Source organism: Methanoculleus sp. UBA413, assembly GCF_002502935.1.
In the GTDB taxonomy this organism is placed as follows: Archaea; Halobacteriota; Methanomicrobia; order Methanomicrobiales; family Methanoculleaceae; genus Methanoculleus; species Methanoculleus bourgensis.
Window position 1 is genome coordinate 9,118 of the sequence record NZ_DAQR01000023.1, and the last position, 2,353, is coordinate 11,470.

4 protein-coding genes are annotated in these 2,353 nt (G+C 62.9%); 3 read left to right on the forward strand and 1 reads right to left on the reverse strand.

Features of this window, described 5'->3' with window-relative positions; genetic code table 11:
• Positions 1 to 386: 386 nt before the first annotated feature.
• Positions 387 to 779, reverse strand: a complete 393-nt coding sequence (locus tag BP858_RS02010; RefSeq protein ID WP_062264683.1) for a hypothetical protein — start codon at positions 777 to 779, stop codon at positions 387 to 389.
• A gap of 139 nt (positions 780 to 918) precedes the next feature.
• Between BP858_RS02010 and BP858_RS02015 the strand changes: the two genes are divergently transcribed.
• From BP858_RS02015 to BP858_RS02025, 3 genes are all read left to right on the forward strand, one after another.
• On the forward strand, positions 919 to 1,197 hold the full coding sequence (locus BP858_RS02015; RefSeq protein ID WP_014867754.1) for a MarR family transcriptional regulator: 279 nt from the start codon (positions 919 to 921) through the stop codon (positions 1,195 to 1,197).
• A 4-nt stretch (positions 1,198 to 1,201) separates the two neighbouring features.
• Complete coding sequence (locus BP858_RS02020) at positions 1,202 to 1,726, forward strand: tRNA (cytidine(56)-2'-O)-methyltransferase (RefSeq protein ID WP_024265427.1); 525 nt, start codon at positions 1,202 to 1,204, stop codon at positions 1,724 to 1,726.
• Positions 1,723 to 2,353: ATP-grasp domain-containing protein (locus tag BP858_RS02025; RefSeq protein WP_286878704.1), on the forward strand; the 631-nt coding region annotated here is incomplete at its 3' end. The genes BP858_RS02020 and BP858_RS02025, both read left to right, overlap by 4 nt.

Below are 2,353 nucleotides of genomic sequence, written 5' to 3' on the forward strand. Positions count from 1 at the left end.
CTCGCCGTCATCGGCGACGTGGTGATTCGCTGGGGAGATCTTCCCCCCATCGTGCGGGCAAGGGTGGACGAGCGGCTGATCACCGCGGGGAGACCGCCTGTCTAGTGGATCGTGTCATTTTATTTAGAAACTTTTGTCGCATCGCATGACGGGATGGGCACTCCGGTCTCACGCGGGAGTGCGCGAAGTTCAGTAATGGGTGTAGGCAGTTCCCTTCGCGGCCTTCGCGTCTTCGCGTGAGGGGTACTAGAGAGTACCAACGTCTCACGCGGAAGCACGCGAAGGTCGGTTGACGGGCGGCAGAGTCCCCCTTCGCGCTCTCACGCGTGTTTCCGCGTGAGGTGGCGATCTGCACCAAGACCCGCACGATACGGTGAAATGCCCCACTAGAACCACTCGTCCAGGTACCTGACCATCTCCCGGTATGCCCCTGGCCCGCGGAACTCAGCCTGAACCTTCTCCCCGTCGGTGAGCAGGAGGACGGGGTCTCCGTCTTCCCTGCGGAAGATAACCTCGTAGATATCGATCTCGCCGACGATGATCCCGCGGGCGAGGTCCGATGCCGCGTGGAGTTGCAGCCTCTCTTTTGCCAGTTCGTCCGGGGTCTCCCGGAAATAATAGTAGTAGACCTGGTAGGCGTTGAGGAAGTCGGAGGCGAGGAGCGCGCCCCGGGTCTCCCCGTCAAGTGTGTCCAGCACATCTGCCAACCGTTCATCGTCATCACCGCTTGCCTCAAAGAGCCTGTCGGCAAGGTCTGCCAGTTCACTATAGTCAACCATTACCCGGATCCCACCATGTCTTCCCGCCTCCCCGCACCCCTGTCCCGGCGGCGAGGCGCCCCAGGAAGGCCCGTATAGCCAGAACGGTGCGACGGACGCATGAATAACTATATCGGTTTTCCCGGAAAAAAGAATAGGTGTGCGTGAGGAAGATCTGGACTGGGCCGTATACCACCAAATTCCCGAAAACGGCGGTGTTACGACCGGAGACCTGGTAGCAGCCACCGGTTTTGAACCTTCTGCGGTCACTGCATCGCTTGAGCGCCTTGAGCGTTACCTTCTGATCCGGCGGTCCGGGGAGACGGTCCGGCTCCTGTCCGTCCAGGAGTCTCTGGTCGAGTGCCGGTGCCGGTATACTGTGGATCTGCCGTTTGTCATCGAGAACGGTGTCATAAAGGCGAAAAGGAGAGATGAGTGAAGAGATGCCTGCCGTAGCAGTGCTCCGGATAGGCCACCGGCCGGAACGTGATCAAAGGGTGACGACCCATGTCGGGCTTGCGGCGCGGGCTCTCGGGGCCCGGGGCATGTACCTCGCCGCAGACGACCCCGGCGTGATCAAGAGCATCGAGGATGTGGCCTCCCGGTGGGGAGGAGACTTTTTTGCGGAGAATAACGTGAAGTGGCGGCGGTGTATCGAGGACTGGAAGGCCGGCGGCGGCAAGGTCGTCCACCTTACGATGTACGGGCTCCGGATGACCGACGTCATCGACGATATCAGGGACCAGGAGCGGGTGCTTGTGGTGGTTGGGGCCGAGAAGGTGCCGGGCGATATCTACGGCCTTGCCGACTACAACGTCTCGGTAACCACCCAACCCCACTCCGAGATCTCAAGCCTCGCCCTCTTCCTCGACCACCTCTTCGAGGGGAAGGAACTGAACAGGGAGTACCCGGATGCGAAGATCCGGATCGAGCCGTCAGGCGCAGGCAAGAAGACGGTGGAGCAGTGAGAGGCCGGGTGCTGGTTGCCGGGTTCGCCACGCGGCATGTGGCGCAGTCGGCCCACCGGGCCGGCTATGCGGTCTATGCTGTCGACCACTTCTGTGACCAGGACCTTGCCTGGTGCACGGAGGACTGTGCCACGTTCGACGAGGTTGCCGAACTCCCGGAGAAGATCGCCGAACTCGCCGCCCGCCACCCGGTGGATGCGCTGGTCGTCACCTCGGGTGCCGAGGACATCGGGACGGCGATCTCGCTCTATGGTACCCCGCCCCGGAAGGTGGAGCGGTTCCTCGACAAACTGGAGATCCAGCGGTTCTTCGAGGGGCTGGACGTGCCGGTCCCACCGCTCGCCGGCGCCGGCCACTACCCGGTGATGATCAAGCCGCGCCGGGGAGCAGGAGGGTGGCGGAATACGATCGCAAGGACTGAGGAGGAACTCCGCCGGTGGGAGGAGACCTGGCCGGACGTGCCCTACGTTGTGCAAGCTCTCGTCGATGGGATCCCTTCAAGCGTCTCCTGCGTTGCGGACGGCCGGCGTGCGCGGGCCATCGCGGTCAACCGGCAGATCCTCAGGGGGAATGGCGAGAGGGCGCACGGGTTTGCGGGATCGGTCACCCCGTTTGCCCACCCGCTTG

Bases quoted from the DNA above. Each gene is read 5' to 3' on its own strand.
- BP858_RS02020 (WP_024265427.1), top strand. From the start codon at position 1,202: ATGCCTGCCGTAGCAGTGCTCCGGATAGGCCACCGGCCGGAACGTGAT.
- BP858_RS02010 (WP_062264683.1), bottom strand. From the start codon at position 779: ATGGTTGACTATAGTGAACTGGCAGACCTTGCCGACAGGCTCTTTGAG.